The sequence below is a fragment of the Phenylobacterium sp. genome, assembly GCF_035475775.1.
Lineage (GTDB): Bacteria > Pseudomonadota > Alphaproteobacteria > Caulobacterales > Caulobacteraceae > Phenylobacterium.
The window spans coordinates 12,720-27,960 of record NZ_DATIMC010000073.1; the positions used below are offsets into that span (position 1 = coordinate 12,720).

Consider the following 15,241-nt stretch of genomic DNA (forward strand, 5'->3'; position numbering starts at 1 on the left):
GAAGTCGTTCGTCATGCGTCTCGGTCCGCTCGCCCTCGCCACCCTGCTCCTGCCGCTCGGCGCCTGCTCCAGCATCGCCGAGGCCGTCAAGGGGCCGCAGCTCGCCCCTGTGGGCTATCCGGCGGCGCTCGTGCCGCGCGAGCAGACCATCCTGCCGATGGCCCCCAGCCGCGGCGCCGAGCCTGGACCGGCCAGCGCCAACTCCCTGTGGCGCACCGGCGCGCGCGAGTTCTTCGCCGACCAGCGGGCGAGCAAGGTGGGCGACATCCTGACCGTGCTGATCACCATCGACGACAGCGCCAAGACCACGAACCAGACCACGACCTCGCGGCAGAGCGACATCACCGCCGGCGTGCCGCATCTGCTGGGGCTGGAATCGAGCCTCGGCAAGATCCTGCCCAAGGCGTTCGACCCGGCCAATGCGCTCGGCACGAACAGCAAGACCGACCAGAGCGGGTCGGGCGCGATCACCCGGGCAGAGAAGATCAACCTGACCATCGCCGCGGTGGTCTCGGCCGTGCTGCCGAACGGCAACCTGGTGATCCAGGGCACCCAGGAGGTGCGCACCAACAACGACCTGCGGCAGCTGACCGTCGCCGGGATCGTGCGGCCGGAGGACATCTCCTCGGCCAACACCATCAACCACACCCAGATCGCCGAGGCGCGGATCTATTATGGCGGCCGCGGCGATCTCGCCCGCGTGCAGAAGACCCCCGCCGGCCAGGCGCTCGCCGAAAAGTTCTGGCCGTTCTGATCCGGATCCGGCATCGGCCGCGGCCTGGCCGCCGCGGCCGGGCGCGCGAGCCCGCGACCGCCTGTGCTCTAGGCGCCTTGCGCAACCGGGCGTAGCTTGTCGATCGAGGGCGCCCTGGGGATCCGGTCGTGTTCAGAAGTATCGTGTTTGGCGCGGCGAGCGCTGCGCTGTTCGCCGGCGGGGCCGTGGCGGCGCCCGCGCAGCCGCCGTCGCAAATCTGGGTCATCACCCCGACGGAGGACAGCTGCCGGACGGATATCGACCTGCTGGGCCGCTCGGGGCAGGCCGCCCAGATCTCGCTGATCTCCGATGGCCAGTTCGTGGAGCTGCGCTTCACCAAGGACGATCTCCCGCAGCGCGCGTTCCTGCCGCTCAGGATCGACCAGAAGCCGTTCGCCAACCTGATGCTGCGCATGGAGAACCCCAAGCGCGGGTCGATGGTGCTGAGCGAGGAGACCCTGGCGGCGCTGCGCAAGGGCAAGACGCTGCAGATCGCCTGGCTGGCCGAGGAGCCGGTGAGCGCGCCGCTCGGCGGCTCCGAGCAGGGCATCGCCGACCTCGCCACCTGCGGCGCGCAGGTCGCCGCCCAGCACAAGGCCGAAGTCGCCGCGCGCGAGGAGGCCAAGGCGCGAGAGGAAGCCGAAGCCCGGTCCAAGGCGGTGACGGAGGAGCAGCTCGCCGCGGCCAAGGCGGCGCGGGAGGCGGCGGAAGCCACCAAGCGGCGGGAGACCGCCGAGGCCGATCGCATCCGCCAGCAGCAGGCGCAGGCGGACGCCGAGCGCCAGCGCGCCGCCGCGCAGGCCGAACGCGCCCGCGAGGAATCCTACGGCTATCGCGATCCCTATGCGCGGCGCGCGCCCGGCTACGGCTACTATCCGCCGCCGGACGAGGACTGAGCCACCAGGCGGCCGATTTCGGCCAGCGTCGCATTGCGGCGGGCGTCGTCGCCCGCGCCGCCGCTGGTGTAGGCGCAGATCAGCACCGGCGCGCGCCCCGGCGGCCAGCAGACCGCGATGTCGTTCGCCGCGCCGCGGCTGCCCGACCCGGTCTTGTCGGCGACGCGCCAGCTCTTCGGCAGCCCGGCCCGAAGGCGCTCGTCGCCGGTCTTGCAGGCCAGCATCCAGTCGGTGAGCCGCCGGCGCGACGGGCCCGACAGGGCGTCTCCCAGGATCAGCCGCCGCAGGTCCTCCAGCATGGCCTGGGGCGTGGTCGTGTCCCGCGGGTCGCCGGGCAGGTTCTGGTTCAGCGCCAGTTCGGGCCGGTCGAGCCGCGTCGTCGGATCGCCGATCGCGCGGGCGTAGGCGGTGACGGCCGGCGGGCCGCCGATCGCCGCCAGGATCAGGTTCGCCGCGCCGTTGTCGCTGAACTCCATGGCCGCTTCGCACAGCCCGGACAGGGACACCTTCTGGCCGATGCGCTTCTCGGTCACCGGCGCCCAGCCCATCACCGCCGCCCTGTCGACGAGCACCGGACGGGCGAGGTCCTCGCGGCCGGCGTCCACCCGGCGCAGCACGGCGGCGACCGCGAGGGTCTTGAAGGTCGAGCACATGGCGAAGCGCTCGTCCGCGCGATGGGCGATGCGGCGGCCGCTGCCGGTATCGAGGACGGCGACGCCGATCCGGCCGCCGCGCCTGCGCTCGAGATCGGCAAGCTGCGCCTCGGCCGAGGTCCGCGCGAGGGCCGGGGACGCGACGGCGGCGAGCCCGAGCGCCAGGGAGCTCCGGCGGTCCAGCCTCACGCCCGGCGGCCCGCGGCGGCGGCGTTGGAGACGCCCAGGGCCTGCAGCGCGGCGCGCACGATCCCTTCGGCGTCCAGGCCGGCCTGGGCGTACATGGCCTCGGGCTTGTCCTGGTCCTGGAAGATGTCGGGCAGGGTGAGGGTGCGGACCTTCAGGCCGCGGTCGAGCGCGCCCTGCGCGGCGAGGGCCTGCAGCACAAAGCCGCCGAAGCCGCCGATCGCCCCCTCCTCCACGGTGATCAGCGCCTCGTGGCCGCGGGCCAGGCGCAGGATGAGGTCGAGGTCCAGCGGCTTGGCGAAGCGCGCATCCGCGACGGTCGCCGAGAGTCCGCGCGCGGCGAGCAGGTCGGCGGCCTTCAGCGACTCCGAGAGCCGCGTGCCGAGCGAGACGATCGCCACGGCGGTCCCTTCGCGCACGATCCGCCCCTTGCCGATCTCCAGCGGCTCGGCCAGCTCGGGGATCTCCACGCCCACGCCCTCGCCGCGGGGATAGCGGAAGGCCGAGGGGCGGTCGTCGACGGCCACGGCGGTGGCCACCATGCGCGCGAGCTCGGCCTCGTCGGCGGCGGCCATCACCACCATGCCCGGCAGCGCGCCCAGGTAGCCGACGTCGAAGGCCCCCGCGTGGGTCGCCCCGTCGGCGCCCACCAGCCCCGCCCGGTCGATCGCGAAGCGGACCGGCAGCCGCTGGATGGCGACATCGTGGACCACCTGGTCGTAGCCGCGCTGCAGGAAGGTGGAATAGATCGCCGCGAACGGCTTCATGCCGTCGGCCGCCAGGCCCGCGGCGAAGGTCACCGCGTGCTGCTCGGCGATGCCCACGTCGAACATGCGCTCGGGGAAGCGTTCGCCGAACGCGTCGAGGCCGGTGCCGGAGGGCATGGCCGCGGTGATCGCCACGATCTTCGGGTCGCGCTCGGCCTGCTTGATCAGCTCGGCGGCGAACACCTTGGTGTACTGCGGGGCGTGGGTCTGGGCGGGCTTGGCCTGCTGGCCGGTGACCACGTCGAACTTCACGACCCCATGGTACTTGTCGGCGGCGTTCTCGGCCGGGGCGTAGCCCTTGCCCTTCTGGGTCACCACGTGGACCAGCACCGGGCGATCGGTGATCCCGCGCACGTTCTGCAGCACGTGGACGAGCGCATCCATGTCGTGACCGTCGATCGGGCCGACGTAGTAGAAGCCCAGCTCCTCGAAGAAGGTGCCGCCGGTGACCAGGCCGCGGGCGAACTCCTCGGCCTTGCGCGCCGCCTCCTGCATGGGCCGCGGGAAGACCCTGGTCATCGCCTTGCCGAGGTTGCGGAACGAACGATAGCCGCCGCCCGAGACCATGCGCGCCAGGTAGGCGCTCATCCCGCCGACCGGCGGGGCGATCGACATGTCGTTGTCGTTGAGGATGACGGTCAGCTGCTTGGTGGTCTCGCAGGCCTTGTTCATCGCCTCATAGGCCATGCCGGCGCTCATCGCGCCGTCGCCGATCACCGCCACCACCTTGTTGTCGCGCCCGTCGCGGTCGCGTGCGGCGCAGAAGCCGAGCGCCGCCGAGATCGAGGTCGCCGCGTGCGCCGCGCCGAACGGGTCGTATTCGCTCTCGGCGCGCTTGGTGAAGCCCGAGAGGCCGCCGCCCTGGCGCAGGGTGCGGATGCGATCGCGCCGGCCGGTCAGGATCTTGTGCGGATAGGCCTGGTGGCCCACGTCCCAGATCAGCACGTCGCGGGGCGTGTCGTAGACGTGATGCAACGCCACCGTCAGCTCGACCACGCCCAGGCCCGCGCCCAGGTGGCCGCCCGTCTGGGAGACCGCGTCGATGGTCTCGGCGCGCAACTCGTCGGCGAGCTGCCGCAACTGGCTGACCGGGAGCTTCCGCACGTCGGCGGGCGAGGAGACGGTGTCGAGAAGCGGAGTGACCGGCGCCATGAAGGACCTTAAGCGTACTCGGGCGGCTAGCTCGGGCGCTCTAGCACGAAATCGACGCTCGCCCGTAAGAATTCAGCCCTTTTGCCGAACGGCTCGAGGTGGGATTTCGTCTGCTTGGCCAGCACCTGCAGGCGCTCGCGGGCGGCCGCGACGCCCAGCAAGGTGACGAAATTGGCCTTGCCCTTCTGGGCGTCCTTGCGGGCCGCCTTGCCCATCCGCGCGGCGTCGCCCTGGGCGTCCAGCAGGTCGTCGACGATCTGGTAGGCGAGGCCGAGATCGTGGGCGAAGGCCAGCAGCGCATGCCGCTCGGCCTCCTTGGCGCGGGCCATGACGATCGGCAGCTCGAAGGCGCAGGCGATCAGCGCGCCGGTCTTCAGCCGCTGCATGCGCGCGACGCCGCCCAGGTCCTCGCGCACGCCCAGGATGTCGATCATCTGGCCCCCGGCCATGCCCTTCGCGCCGATCGCCTGGGCGAGCTTGCTCACCAGCTCGGCGCGGATCGCGCCGTCGGCGTGGGTGTCCGGATGGGCGAGGATCTCGAAGGCGGCGGTCTGCAGGGCGTCGCCGGCCAGGACGGCCGTCGCCTGGTCATAGGCCCTGTGCACGGTCGGCCGCCCGCGCCGCAGGTCGTCGTCGTCCATGCAGGGCAGGTCGTCGTGCACCAGGCTGTAGGCCTGCACGCACTCGAGCGCGCAGGCGGCGCGCAGCACCGAGCGGTCGGACAGCTCGAACATCCGCCCGGTCTCCAGGGCGAAGAAGGTGCGCAGCCGCTTGCCGGGCCCGAGCGCGGCGTAGCGCATGGCCTCGGTCAGGCGCGATTCCGGCCCCTCCGCCCGCGGCAGCAGCTCGTCGAGGGCCACGGTGACGAGGTCGGCGGCCTCGGCCACGCGCTGGGCCAGGGCCTGCATCAGTTGAACTCGGCGGGCTCGACCCCGGGCGCGCCGCCGGCGCCCACGACGATCTTCTCCACGCGCAGGCGCGCCGCCTCCAGCCGCTGCTCGCAATGGCTCTTCAGCGCCGCCCCCCGCTCGTAGAGCTGGATGGAGTCCTCCAGCGGCGCCTGTCCGGACTCCAGGCGCGCGACGATCTGCTCCAGCTCGGCGAGCGCCTGCTCGAAGCTCAAGCTCGCGATCTCGGCGGGCTCGGACATGGGTCCCTCTGTGGCGGCCTGCAGCGGCCGAACCTAGAGCCGCTCGAAGCGGCGCGTCGACCAGTATTTGTAGCCTTCGCTCGCCGCCAGCCGCCAGCCGCGGCGGCGCAGCGCCCGGCCGATCATGAAGTTGAAGAATCCGTGGGCGAGCACCAGCACGTCCTCGCCGGTCTCGGCATGGCCGATGAGCAGGGCGGCGGCCTCGTCGGCGCGCTGTTCGGCCGCGGCGCGCGTCTCCTGCCCCTCGTGGTGGTTGAAGAACCACCACCAGACGCGGGCGAGGAAGCCCCAGGTCCTCGGCGACAGCCTGATCCAGGCCGGCCAGGCGGGCGGCGGCAGCGGCGCCTCGACCAGCAGGTCGTGCTGCACGACCTTGCGGCCGGCGGCCAGGATGGCGGCGCTCTCCACCGAGCGCAGGCGCGTGGAGGCGAGCAGGGCGCCGGCCTTGTCGACGATCCGCTTGAGGGCCTCCGGCGGCGTCTGGCCCGGCGCGATCCCCAGCACCTCGTAGCTGGCCCAGAAGTCGCGGTACTGCTGCGCGGAGAGCTTCACCCGCCGCGACAGCGCCGGCTCGCCATGGCGGGCGAGCACGATCGCGCCGGGACGCAGGGCGGCGGACCGGTCGGGCGCTTCGGCGGTCAAAGGGTTCGCCATTCCATCCGGGCGGCCTCGCCGTCGCCGCGCACCAGCCGACCCCGTCCCTAGCCCTCGGAAAGGGCCCGCACGTGCGCAACCGCCGAGGAGCCCAGAGCTTCAAGGTCGTAGCCGCCCTCAAGCGAGGACACAACCCGGCCCTTGGCGTGGGCGCGGGCAATCCCCGTGATGGCGCGCGTCGCCCAGGCGAAATCCTCGGCCTCCAGGCTCTGGCCCGCGTCGCCGATCGGATCGCGCACGTGGGCGTCGAAACCCGCCGAGACGATGAGCAGATCGGGCGCGAAGGCGTCGAGCTTGGGCATCAGCGTCTCGAAGGCCTTGCGCCAGGCCTCGCGCGGCGCGCCCGGAGGAACCACGGCGTTGGCGATGTTGGCGCCGGCCGGCTGGTCCGGATGGCCGCTGCCGGGCCACATGGGCCACTGCTGGATCGAGGCGAAGTAGAGGCCCTCCTCGCCGTCGAAGGCGGCCTGGGTGCCGTTGCCGTGGTGGATGTCGAAATCCACGACCGCGACCTTCTTCAGCCCCGCCGCCTGGGCCGCCTTGGCGGCGATCGCCACGTTGGAGAAGACGCAGAAGCCCATCGGCTTCTCGGCCTCGGCGTGGTGGCCCGGCGGGCGCACGGCGCAGAACGCCCGCTCGGCCCGGCCCGCCGCCACCTCGCGCACCGCCGCCACCGCCGCGCCGGCGGCGCGCCGCGCGGCGTTCAGGCTGCCCGGCGAGAGGAAGGTGTCGGGATCGAGCTTGCGGATTCCTGTCTTGGGCGCGGCGACGGCGATCGCCTGCAGGTAGCGCGCCGGGTGCACGCGGGCGAGGTCGGCTTCCTCCACGAGCGGCGCGTCGCGCACCGCGAGGTCCAGGTCCGAGGCGTCCTGCAACGCCTCCACAACGGCGCGCAGCCGCTCGGGCCGCTCGGGATGGCGCTCGCCGGGGCGGTGGTCGAGCATGTCGAGATGGGTGTAGAGCGCGACGGTCATGGCTGCATCCTAACCCAGGAACTCCGTCCCCGATGTCCGAGCCCGCGATCCGCCGCGCAAGCCCCGGCGAGGCCGAAGCCCTGGCCGGGGTGGCGGCCGAGACCTTCGTCGAGACCTTCGGCCATCTCTATCCGCCGCAGGACCTGGCCGCCTTCCTCGCGGAAGCCTACGACGCCGAGCGCCTGCGCGCCGAGCTGGCGGACCCGCTGGGCGCCGCCTGGCTGGCGGAGGCCGACGGCGAGGCGATCGGCTACGCCCAGGTCGGCCCCTGCGGGCTGCCGCATCCGGAGGTGACCGCCGGCTGCGGCGAGCTCAGGCGCCTCTACTTCCGCAAGGCCTGGCAGAACCGCGGGCTCGGCGGGCGGCTGTTCGCCCAGGCGATGGCCTGGCTGCAGCGCTCCGGGCCGCGCGACGTGTGGATCGGGGTGTGGAGCGAGAACTTCGGCGCGCAACGGTTCTATTGCCGGCACGGGTTCGAAAAGGTCGGCGAATACGGCTTCCGGGTCGGGCGCACGGTGGACCACGAATTCATCCTGCGCCGCCGCGCCGCAAGCTTCGCCGAGGCGGCCCCGCGCGCCCGCAGCGAGGCCGCGCGCGCCTGACCGGCCACTGGACAATGGAACCTCTCGGCCCCATCCTCTTTCAAACAACCGTTCGCCGCCGCCCCGTCAGGAGGGGTGATTCCAGATGTTCATGCGCTTCTTCACCGAGCTTCGCGAAGCCAAGGTGCCGGTGACCCTGAGAGAGTACCTCATGCTGATGGAGGGGCTCGACAAGCAGGTCATCGACCGTTCGGTGGACGATTTCTACTACCTGTCGCGCACCGCCCTGGTGAAGGACGAGAAGAACCTCGACCGCTTCGACCAGGTGTTCGCCCACGTGTTCAAGGGCATGGAGAAGCTGCACGACGGCGTCACGGCCGACATCCCGTCGGAATGGCTGAAGAAGATCTCCGAGAAGTTCCTGACCGAGGAGGAGAAGGCGCAGATCGAAGCCATGGGCGGCTTCGACAAGCTGATGGAGGCGCTGGCCCAGCGCATCAAGGAGCAGAAGGAGCGCCACGAGAAGGGCGACAAGGCGATCGGCCAGGGCGGGACCTCGCCCTTCGGCGCCGACGGCTATCATCCCGAAGGCATCCGCATCGGCCAGGACAAGGGCCGCCACGGCCGGGCGATCAAGGTCTGGGACAAGCGCGAGTTCAAGAATCTCGACGACCATGTCGAGCTCGGCACCCGCAACATCAAGGTGGCGCTGCGCCGGCTCCGGAAGTGGGTGCGCGAGGGCACGCCCGACGAGATCGACATGCCGGCCACCATCAAGGGCACGGCCGAGAAGGGCTATCTCGACATCAACCTGCGGCCCGAGCGGCGCAACAAGATCTCGGTGCTGCTGTTCCTCGACGTCGGCGGCTCGATGGACAGCCACATCAAGGTCTGCGAGGAGCTGTTCTCGGCGGCGCGCTCCGAGTTCAAGACCATGGAGTTCTACTACTTCCACAACTGCCTCTACGAGACAGTCTGGAAGGACAACCGGCGACGCCACGCCGAGAAGATCCCGACCTGGGACATCCTCCACAAGTTTCCGCACGACTACAAAGTCATCTTCGTCGGCGACGCCACCATGAGCCCCTACGAGGTCACCTATCCGGGCGGTTCGGTGGAGCACTGGAACGAGGAGGCCGGCGCCATCTGGATGGACCGTGTGGCGCAGATCTACGAGCACATGGTCTGGCTGAACCCCACCGCCGAGCGGCACTGGGACTACACGCCCTCGATCGGCGTCCTCAAGCAGCTGGTCGGCGACCGCATGTTCCCGCTCACCCTCGACGGCCTTGACAAGGCCATGCGCGAGCTCTCCCGCTAGGCGGACGATTTTCGCGGGGGCGCACGGATTGCGGGCAGAATTCAACCGCCTATGCTCGGACGAGCTCGCGATCGGACTCGCATGAACGATCCCCTGACGCCCGAGGCCCTGGAGACCGAGGAGGCCCAGGCCGCCACCAAGGCCGCGGTGTTCACGGCCGCCGAGCGGCTGTTTGCGCTGAACGGCTTCCAGAACGTCTCGGTGCGCGACATCACCGCCGCGGCGGGCGTCAATCTGGCGAGCGTCAACTATCACTTCGGCTCCAAGGACGCCCTGCTGTTCGCGATCTTCGGCAAACGCACGGCCGAGCTCAATCGCGAGCGGGCGCGCATGCTGCACGAGGCGAACGAGCGCCACGGCGGCCGCCCGCCGGTCCGCGACATCCTGGAGGCCTATTTCGCCCCGCCGCTGCGCTGGAGCGACCCGGCCAACGCGCGGCGGATCTCGATCCAGTTCATTATCCGCGCCCGCTCGGAAGGCACCGCCGAGATGCGCGACGCCATCCAGAACGACGTCAGCCACCTGGAGCGGTTCGCCAATGCGCTGATCGCCGCCCGCCCCGACCTGCCGCGCGAGACCGTCTACTGGCGGCTGCACTTCTGCCTGGGCATGGTCCACAACAATCGCTTCGCCGAGTTCGACCGGCTGCATCACCTCTCGGGCGGCCTGACGCGCGAGGGCGACGTCAACGCGCTGCTGAACCGCATGCTCGACTTCGCCGAGGCCGGCTTCAATGCGGCCTAGAAGCCTTCCTGCGCCACGACCGCAGTGACGGCGGCCTTGCGGAGGGTCACGCCGCGGTACTGCGTCTCGCCGCGGTCGCCGGGGCCGCCGGTCAGCAGCATGAACTCCGCCCAGCGGTCCTCCGGGACCAGGAGCACGAGGTCGTGCAGGTCGCGGCCATAGGCGTCGATCTCGCGATCGACCTCCTCGCGGACGTTGCGCACATCGGCCTTGGCCGGATCGCGCTGGTCGAGGTGGCTGGGGCGCGGCGTCTGTTCCATGGGCAAGGCAACAGGCGCGGGAGCGGTCAGTTCCCCTACCCTCCGCTCGTCCCCGCGCAGGCGGGGACCCAAGCTGAGTCGAAGATGCGGATGGGCCGCCGCTTGGATTCCCGCCTTCGCGGGAATGCGCGGATAGCTCAGGCCGCGAGCTTCCAGGCGAACGCCAGGTCGTCGACGAACATGCCGTAGGCCTTCCGCTTGGCCTCCGCGTCCGGCACGCGCAGCAGGTAGGAGGGATGATAGGTCACCACGCCCTGCGCCTGGTCCGGAAGCTGGATCGCCGTCTGGCGGAACTTGCCGATCGGGGTGGCCTTGCCGAACACCGCGAGCGCCGCCGTTGCGCCCAGCGCCACGATCACCCGCGGGCGGACGATCCGCCGCTCCGCCTCCAGCCACCAGCGGCAGGCGATCACCTCGCCGGCGTCGGGCGTCTTGTGCAGCCGCCGCTTGCCGCGCGGAACGTGCTTGAAATGCTTGACGGCGTTGGTGACGAAGGTCTCCGCACGCGGCACGGCGGCCTCCGCCAGCGCCTTGTCGAGGATCCTTCCGGCGGGGCCGACGAAGGGCCGCCTCGCCTGCTCTTCCTGGTCGCCGGGCTGCTCGCCCACGAACATCAGCTTGGCGTGCGCCGGCCCCTCGCCCGCCACGCCGTTCCCGCAGCGCCAGAGGTCGCACCGACGGCACGCCTCGACACCGGCCCAGACCCCCTGGACCGACGCCGGCGGCGCGTCCTGGCGGCGAGGATCGCGCGCTTCCACGGGGCCTGGCTCTTGCGGTCGGACCATGGCGGTCAAACCTTAGCCTGTGAGCCCGGGTTCCGGGGCTCGCCCAGCCAGGAGCCTGACCATGAGCGAAGCCTCGAGCCCCAACGCCAGCCAGATCGCCTACTGGAACGAGCAGGGCGGGAAGACCTGGGCGGAACTGAACGACCTGCTCGACCGGGAAATCCATGGCGTGGGGATGCAGGCGATCGAAGCGCTCGCGCCGGCCGCGGGCGAGCGGCTCCTCGACGTGGGCTGCGGCGGCGGACAGACCACCGTCGCACTGGCGGCCCGCGTCGGCGCCAGCGGAGCGGTCACGGGCGTCGATATCTCGCGGCCGATGCTGGAGCTCGCCCGCAAGCGGGCGGAGCGGCTGCCGAACGTGCGGTTCGTCGAGGCGGACGCCCAGGTGCGCGACTTCGGCGAGGGCGCGTTCGACGCGATCTTCTCGCGGTTCGGGGTGATGTTCTTCGCCGATCCGACGGCGGCCTTCGCGAACCTGCGCCGCGCGCTGCGGGCCGGCGGCAGACTGGTGTTCGCCTGCTGGCGCACGCCCGGCGAGAATCCGTTCATGACCGGGCCGGCGATGGCCGCGAGCGCGCTCCTGCCTGCGCCGGCCGGTCCGCCTCCGGACCCGACCGCGCCGGGTCCCTTCGCCTTCGCCGACGCCGAGCGCGTGCGCGGCATCCTGCAAGGCGCCGGGTTCGAGCCCGTGGCCCTTGAGAAGCTGGATCTCCAATTGGGCGGCGTGAGCCTGCAGGATGCGCTCACCCTCGCGCTCAGGGTCGGCCCGCTGGGCGCGCGGCTGCGCGAGAACCCCGAGCTCGCGCCGCGGGTGCGGGAGAGCGTGCGCGAGGTGCTGGCGGCGAACCTGAAGGACGGTCAGGTCTGGATGCCGGGCGCGGTCTGGATCGTCACTGCGCACCGGCCCTGAGGCGCCCGCGACGGCGGGCCGGCAAACAAGCGTTTGATCGGCCTTCCGTCGCCGGCCCGGACTCTGCTAGGACGGCGCCATCATCCCAATTCCAGTTGAGGGCGCTCCGCCCGGCTGCCCCCAGCCTCGCGCGGCGAAGACATTTTGGACGCCAAGCTCGACACCGCCGACGTCGCCCCGGAGGCCGACGATCTCGCTGAGCGCGAAGCGGCGTACGAGAAGTTCGTCTGGGACAACCTGAAGCGGAACTACCTCGGCAACTACCTGCACGGCATGCTGGGGATGACCGGCTTTCGGCTGGTCAATACGCCCACCTTCCTGCCCACCTACCTGCACCAGGTCTCCGGCTCGAACGCCATCGTCGGCCTGGGCCTGGCGCTGCAGCAGGTGGGCGGGATCATCTCGCCGATCTTCGGCGCCACCAAGGTCGAGCACCGCACCCGGGTCATGCCGGCCGCAATCTGGATGGGCAGCCTGGCGCGTCTTGCGGTGCTGGGCATGGCCATCGCCGGCTGGATGCTGAAAGGTTCGGCCCTGGTCGGCGCCCTGCTTCTGATGATGCTGCTGTTCGGGCTCTTCATGGGCGCCCAGCGGGTGGTCTTCTCGCTGCTGATCGCCAAGGTGATCCCGATCAGTCGAAGAGGCCGCCTGCAGGCCTGGCGCAACACCACCGGCAGCGCCATCGCCGCCGTGCTCGCCTATTTCGCGGGCAAGTACTTCATCGGCCACAACCTGTTCGGCAACGGCTACTCCACGAGCTTCACCGTCGCCTTCGTCCTGACCAGCATGGGGCTCTGGTGCATCCAGTTCCTGGTGAAGGAGCCGCAGCCGCCCACCACGCGCGCCCGCAGCGGCTTCCGCGAGCGCTTCCGCGACCTGCCCAGGCTGATCGGCCAGGACCGCTCCTACGCCTTCTTCCTGCTGGTGCAGATGACCGCGGTCTCCGCACGGATCGCGACCCCCTTCTACATCCTCTATGTCGGCCAGAAGCTGCACCTGCACGGCGCCGTCCAGATGGGCGCGACGCTCGGCCTGCTCTCCACGGCTTTCATGTTGGGCGACATGCTCTCCAACCTCGTCTGGGGACATGTCGGCGACCGGACCGGCTTCCGGCTCGTGCTGCTGCTCTCGCTGATCGCGTGGGTCGTGGCGACCGTGCTGCTGATGAACGTCCAGGTGAGCTGGCTGATCGCGGCGGCCTTCTTCGGCCTGGGCGCGGCGCAGGCCGGCTACAACATGTCGGCCCAGACGATGATCCTCGAGTTCGGCTCGCGCGACGACCTGCCCATGCGCATCGCGGTCTCGGCCACGGCCGAGAGCATCACCGCCACCATCGGCCCGCTGGTCGGCGGCGGGCTCGCCGATCTCGTGGGATACGATGCGGTCTTCGGGATATCGCTGGGCTTCCTGGCCGTCGCTCTCATGATCCTGATCGCGATCGTGAAGGAGCCCCGCACCGCCCGCCTCGCGGTCTGAGGCTCGCCAGCGGCGAAGGCGTGTGATAGAGGCGCGCGCCATGGCCCGTTTCGCCAACCAGCCGTGCGGTACCAACGCCACCCCTGCGGGGCGTGAGGCCGGCTGCGCGCGTATCGCCTAGCCATCCCTCACCAGCCCCGCCGGTCCGGCCGGGGCTCATCCTTCTCCTGAAGCGACGCGCAGCGCCCGGCCTCCGGCCCTACTCGGAGACCCTCTCATGGCGTTCCAATGTCCGCTTCCGCCCACTCCCGTGCTCGAGACCCCGCGGCTGGTCCTGCGGCCGCCCCGGATGCAGGACGTGCCCGCGATCCAGCGCGACTTCCCGGATTGGGAGCTGGTCAAGCACCTCCACGCCGGCATCCCTTGGCCCTATCCGGCGGACGGGGCCGAGACCAACATGCGCGAGTGCCTGGCGCGGCTGGAACGAGGCGAGGCCTGCTGCTGGACCATCACGGTGAAGCACGGCGACAATGCCTGCATCGGGCGCATCGAGCTGAAGCCTGACTTGGCGAACCAGGACATGCGCGGCTTCTGGCTGGCACGGTCGCACTGGGGTCAGGGGCTGATGACCGAAGCGGCCGACGCCGTGACCAGCTTCGCCTTCCAGGAGCTCGGGTGGCCCTTCCTTTACCTCAACAACGCCGTCGACAACGTCCGCTCGCACCGCATCAAGGAGAAGCAAGGCGCGACGCTCATCGGGGTGAAGCCGCACGCCTATGTCTGCGGTGAGCTGATGCGCGAGACCTGGCTGCTGACGCGCGAGGATTGGCTGGCCAGGCGCAAATACGCTTCGTCCGCTCGTCCCGGCGAAGGCCGCGATCCAGGCTGACTTCGCCGCAGCATGGAGTTCCAAGCCCGAACCCGGCTTGGGCCCCGGCTTTCGCCGGGGTGAGCGGATATCGTTAGGCGGCCTGCCGCTTCGCCTCCGCCGCGAGGCTGATGCGGCTACGGGCGATCTCGTTCGCCACGTCGCTCGTGGGACGGTGCTCGGCCTTGGCGCGGTCGAGGACCTCCTCCAGGGTCCGGGCGAGGCGGTCGAGCTTGGCCTCGACCCACGCGGGATCGAAAGCCTCGCCGCACTCGAGGGCGCGGATCTCCCCGGCGACGTTGATGATCCCGCCGCCGTTCAGGACGTAGTCCGGCGCGTAGAGGATGCCGCGCGCGAACACCGCCTGGCCCGTGGCCGCATCGGCCAGCTGGTTGTTGGCGGCGCCGGCGATCACCCGCGCCCTCAGCCGCGGCAAGGTGTCGGCGTTGATGGACCCGCCGAGCGCGCAGGGGGCGAAGACCTCTGCCTCGGCGTCGAAGATGGCGGCCGGCGGCACGATCCGGGCCCCGGTGCGCGCCGCCACGGCGTGCAGGACCTCGGGGTTGACGTCGGTGATGACCAGCCTGGCCCCGGCCGCGGCGAGCTTGTCGGCGAGGTGGCCGCCCACGTGGCCGACGCCCTGCATGGCCACGGTCACATTATCCAGGTCGCGACCGAGCGCGCGGCGCACGCAGAGGCGCAGGCCCCGGAACACGCCCTCGGCGGTGACCGGGCTGGGATCGCCGGAGGCGGCGGGATGGCCCTCCAGGCCCGCCACGTGGCGCGTCGCCTTGCGGGCGTGGACCAGGTCGGCGGGGGAGACGCCGACATCCTCGGCGGTCCAGTAGCGGCCGCCCAGCGCCTCCACCGCACGGCCGAACGCCTCGAACAGGGCCGGCGTCTTCTCGGTGCGGCTATCCCCCAGGATCACCGCCTTGCCGCCGCCGAGATCGAGGTCGGCCATGGCGTTCTTGAAGGACATGGCGCGTGAGAGCCTGAGCGCATCGTTCTGCGCCGCCTCGGCGCTGGCGTAGGGCCACATGCGGCAGCCGCCCGCCGCCGGGCCCCGCGCCGTCGAGTGCACGGCGATCACGCACTTCAGGCCGGATCTTTCGTCAAAGAAGGCGTGGACGCCTTCGTGTCCCTCAAAGTCCGGTGAATCGAACAAGGTCATGCTAAGCGCAGCGCCTACTGGGCAAAATGGTTTCG

17 protein-coding genes are annotated in these 15,241 nt (G+C 71.0%); 8 read left to right on the forward strand and 9 right to left on the reverse strand.

The window, feature by feature from the left end:
* Nucleotides 1-13: 13 nt before the first annotated feature.
* Nucleotides 14-754: a flagellar basal body L-ring protein FlgH gene (gene flgH, locus VLI41_RS09550; RefSeq protein ID WP_325267841.1), complete on the forward strand. Its 741-nt coding sequence runs from the start codon at nt 14-16 to the stop codon at nt 752-754.
* 128 nt (nt 755-882) lie between these two features.
* Nucleotides 883-1,650: a hypothetical protein gene (locus tag VLI41_RS09555; protein WP_325267842.1), complete on the forward strand. Its 768-nt coding sequence runs from the start codon at nt 883-885 to the stop codon at nt 1,648-1,650.
* Here VLI41_RS09555 and bla read toward each other — a convergent pair.
* The 6 genes from bla to VLI41_RS09585 are packed head-to-tail and all read right to left on the reverse strand — an operon-like array spanning nt 1,626 to nt 7,186.
* The gene (gene bla / locus VLI41_RS09560; protein WP_325267843.1) at nt 1,626-2,492 is read right to left on the reverse strand and encodes a class A beta-lactamase; all 867 of its coding nucleotides are present in this window, start codon (nt 2,490-2,492) and stop codon (nt 1,626-1,628) included. The two genes, VLI41_RS09555 and bla, sit on opposite strands and share 25 nt — an antisense overlap.
* Entirely contained in the window at nt 2,489-4,408 is a 1,920-nt protein-coding gene (dxs, locus tag VLI41_RS09565) for a 1-deoxy-D-xylulose-5-phosphate synthase (RefSeq protein WP_325267844.1), read from the reverse strand. Before dxs ends, bla begins: the two co-directional genes overlap by 4 nt.
* 26 nt (nt 4,409-4,434) lie before the next feature.
* Entirely contained in the window at nt 4,435-5,316 is an 882-nt protein-coding gene (locus VLI41_RS09570; protein WP_325267845.1) for a farnesyl diphosphate synthase, read from the reverse strand.
* On the reverse strand, nt 5,316-5,558 hold the full coding sequence (locus VLI41_RS09575; RefSeq protein WP_325267846.1) for an exodeoxyribonuclease VII small subunit: 243 nt from the start codon (nt 5,556-5,558) through the stop codon (nt 5,316-5,318). Before VLI41_RS09575 ends, VLI41_RS09570 begins: the two co-directional genes overlap by 1 nt.
* Nucleotides 5,559-5,591: 33 nt before the next feature.
* Nucleotides 5,592-6,200: a histidine phosphatase family protein gene (locus VLI41_RS09580; protein WP_325267847.1), complete on the reverse strand. Its 609-nt coding sequence runs from the start codon at nt 6,198-6,200 to the stop codon at nt 5,592-5,594.
* 59 nt (nt 6,201-6,259) lie between these two features.
* Entirely contained in the window at nt 6,260-7,186 is a 927-nt protein-coding gene (locus tag VLI41_RS09585; RefSeq protein ID WP_325267848.1) for a histone deacetylase family protein, read from the reverse strand.
* 32 nt (nt 7,187-7,218) lie between these two features.
* Between VLI41_RS09585 and VLI41_RS09590 the strand changes: the two genes are divergently transcribed.
* The 3 genes from VLI41_RS09590 to VLI41_RS09600 all read left to right on the forward strand — a co-directional run bounded on the left by VLI41_RS09590 (nt 7,219) and on the right by VLI41_RS09600 (nt 9,793).
* Complete coding sequence (locus VLI41_RS09590; RefSeq protein WP_325267849.1) at nt 7,219-7,788, forward strand: GNAT family N-acetyltransferase; 570 nt, start codon at nt 7,219-7,221, stop codon at nt 7,786-7,788.
* Between the two features lie 85 nt (nt 7,789-7,873).
* Nucleotides 7,874-9,049 (forward strand): VWA domain-containing protein, encoded by a 1,176-nt coding sequence (locus tag VLI41_RS09595; protein ID WP_325267850.1) that lies wholly within the window; start codon nt 7,874-7,876, stop codon nt 9,047-9,049.
* Between the two features lie 81 nt (nt 9,050-9,130).
* Complete coding sequence (locus tag VLI41_RS09600) at nt 9,131-9,793, forward strand: TetR/AcrR family transcriptional regulator (protein WP_325267851.1); 663 nt, start codon at nt 9,131-9,133, stop codon at nt 9,791-9,793.
* Here the strand turns inward: VLI41_RS09600 and VLI41_RS09605 are convergent.
* Both VLI41_RS09605 and VLI41_RS09610 read right to left on the reverse strand, forming a co-directional pair.
* Nucleotides 9,790-10,053, reverse strand: coding sequence for a hypothetical protein (locus tag VLI41_RS09605; protein ID WP_325267852.1), 264 nt, complete (start codon nt 10,051-10,053; stop codon nt 9,790-9,792). The genes VLI41_RS09600 and VLI41_RS09605 overlap by 4 nt on opposite strands.
* A 137-nt stretch (nt 10,054-10,190) precedes the next feature.
* Nucleotides 10,191-10,811, reverse strand: coding sequence for a UdgX family uracil-DNA binding protein (locus tag VLI41_RS09610; RefSeq protein WP_325267853.1), 621 nt, complete (start codon nt 10,809-10,811; stop codon nt 10,191-10,193).
* An 88-nt stretch (nt 10,812-10,899) separates the two neighbouring features.
* Between VLI41_RS09610 and VLI41_RS09615 the strand changes: the two genes are divergently transcribed.
* From VLI41_RS09615 to VLI41_RS09625, 3 genes are all read left to right on the forward strand, one after another.
* Nucleotides 10,900-11,748 carry a class I SAM-dependent methyltransferase gene (locus tag VLI41_RS09615; RefSeq protein ID WP_325267854.1) on the forward strand — a complete coding sequence of 283 codons (849 nt, stop codon included), beginning with the start codon at nt 10,900-10,902 and terminating at the stop codon, nt 11,746-11,748.
* Between the two features lie 144 nt (nt 11,749-11,892).
* Nucleotides 11,893-13,224, forward strand: coding sequence for an MFS transporter (locus tag VLI41_RS09620; protein ID WP_325267855.1), 1,332 nt, complete (start codon nt 11,893-11,895; stop codon nt 13,222-13,224).
* Between the two features lie 217 nt (nt 13,225-13,441).
* A complete protein-coding gene (locus VLI41_RS09625) occupies nt 13,442-14,053 on the forward strand; it encodes a GNAT family N-acetyltransferase (protein WP_325267856.1) in 612 nt (203 codons plus the stop codon).
* A 73-nt stretch (nt 14,054-14,126) separates the two neighbouring features.
* On the opposite strand, the gene VLI41_RS09630 is transcribed toward VLI41_RS09625, so the two are convergent.
* Complete coding sequence (locus VLI41_RS09630) at nt 14,127-15,206, reverse strand: Glu/Leu/Phe/Val dehydrogenase dimerization domain-containing protein (protein ID WP_325267857.1); 1,080 nt, start codon at nt 15,204-15,206, stop codon at nt 14,127-14,129.
* Nucleotides 15,207-15,241 lie beyond the last annotated feature (35 nt).